The 2,014-nt window shown below is 54.2% G+C and carries 3 protein-coding genes; 2 read left to right on the top strand and 1 reads right to left on the bottom strand.

What is annotated here, in order from left to right; genetic code table 11:
* On the top strand, nt 1-813 hold an 813-nt coding region (locus ACI94_RS06560; protein ID WP_286681238.1), incomplete at its 5' end, for a hypothetical protein.
* Nucleotides 800-1,552 (top strand): hypothetical protein, encoded by a 753-nt coding sequence (locus tag ACI94_RS06565; RefSeq protein WP_286681239.1) that lies wholly within the window; start codon nt 800-802, stop codon nt 1,550-1,552. The genes ACI94_RS06560 and ACI94_RS06565, both read left to right, overlap by 14 nt.
* 333 nt (nt 1,553-1,885) lie before the next feature.
* Here ACI94_RS06565 and ACI94_RS11065 read toward each other — a convergent pair.
* Nucleotides 1,886-2,014: PGF-CTERM sorting domain-containing protein (locus ACI94_RS11065; RefSeq protein WP_353743248.1), on the bottom strand; the 129-nt coding region annotated here is incomplete at its 5' end.

The raw sequence follows: 2,014 nt of genomic DNA on the forward strand, positions 1-2,014 counted from the left end.
GCAAGAATGCAACTTCTGCGGGAACTCTGGCGCCGAAAGGGCCAGGAGTTGCCGGAGCCGGTGTTGGTCATCGCCGCCAGGGCTATTCACCCCCGGGAAGAGCAATTAGCCGAAAAACTTGATATCCTGGTGATTCGTCTCCCATGGAAACCGGATCTACCTCTCAAACATGAGTACAAGCCATCGAAAAGCAGGCTCACCACCGAAAAATCCTGGAAAGTTGTATCCCGCCTGCTCAAAGAGAAGAGCACGTCCATCCGGCAGCTGGCACTACGGGAGGGTGTCTCTTACGGCTGGGCGCATAAGATCATCGGGGCGCTCATCGAGCAGGAGATCGTAGAGAGAAACGACAGTTACGTCCGGATCGTCGACGTAAAAAGACTCCTCAACGGTATTGCCTGGGAGCGGCCGATGAAGAACCTGCAGATAGCAGAAGTGCCGATAGACTTCAGCGAATCGATACCGGCAGCAAGGGATATTTCATACATGCTGGAGAGGCAGAAGATCCCGTTTGCCTTTACCGGTTACACCTCCGGCGGGCTTTACACCGGGTATGCTGTGCGCCAGGATGCAGTCAGTCTCTATCTTGAAGAGAAACATCTTGATCTCTTCGAGGAGTTCTTCAGTGGACCGTCTGGAGGCGGGATCCGGGCCTGGATATATGCGCCGGACAGGGATGTATTTACCGATACCCGACAGATAGAGGGTATCACCATCGTATCCCCCGCTCAGACCCTGCTTGACCTCGCAGGACTTGGTTACAGCGTGATGGATCTGACGAAAGCCATGGTGGATAGGTATGCCGCCCTATAATCCAAACCAGGGTATCATCGAACGGTCGCTTGGTGAACTCAGGGTAATTGCAGAGTGGATCCATGCACGAGGAGAAGACCCGGACAACCCTGAGGTCATCCTCATCGGTGGTTGGGCAGTGGACGCATACAATCCCTATCTCGGTTCGGTAGACATCGATCTCGTAACGACAGGTCGTATCAGGCGTACCCTGATGCACTATCTTCGTTCAGATCATGACTTCATGCCGGAACGTCAGATGAACGTCGCAAAGAGCGTCGCGAAGATGACGCCTGCAGGGAAGATAATTCTGGATTTCGCCACGCGGGAGGCTCAGCAACCATTCGAAGGCAAACCGGAAGTGCTCTTCACCTTCGAGATCCTTTCCGGGAACACGTCAAGGAGGCTGATACGAGGCGGGGTCGAGATGTCGATCCCGACGCGTGCCATGCTTGTAATCCTCAAGATGAAGGCCGTGTGGGATCGTTCTTACCGGCTCGAACATGGTCTGTCGCACGATGAAGTCTGGGAGGAGGGGAAATTGGTCAAGGATTATGCGGATATCCTTGCACTCATCGATCCGGTGCATGGGGGGCACGAACTTGATATTGAGTGTCTTGGTGAGCACCTTAACCGATATGACTTCCTGAGAGGTTGCATTGAACACCTTCCCCGGGTGAATGCGGCACACGAGCGATATGCGAGGATGGATAGGGCAGATGTCCGCCGCGTGTGCGAGGATTTACTCTCAATCCTCTGAAACAGGGGCACATGGGGCGGGCGGAATGAAGGGGTGAGCCTGACCGGGGAGATAACTGTCATGAATTGTTCTATCGGGCATACTCCTCAATCCGTTCCATCGACTCGAGGATATGAATACATTTCTGGAGGAATGTCGTTCTTCTCAAACTCTGAATATCCTACCCGTCGTTCTCCGCGTGATGCGGTATTCATTACCCATACACCGCGGCATCACGCGTTTACAGAACCGGGAGGCCAAGAACCCTCCGGCATCGTGACACCGTCCCGTACCCAAAAAAATCGCTCAACAAAACAGAGACGAAACAAAAAATTAGGGTTGGTTAGTTAGGGTTTAGTCCCGACGAAGGACCAGGAAGGCAACCGCACCAAGGCCGGCAAGAGCAACAAGTGCTCCGAATCCGGGGGACTGGGTGGGGGTTGGCTCAGTGGTCGTGGTTCCGGTCGGGGTGGTGGTCTCAGT

It is taken from the genome of Methanoculleus sp. DTU007 (genome assembly GCF_001512385.1).
Lineage (GTDB): Archaea > Halobacteriota > Methanomicrobia > Methanomicrobiales > Methanoculleaceae > Methanoculleus > Methanoculleus thermophilus.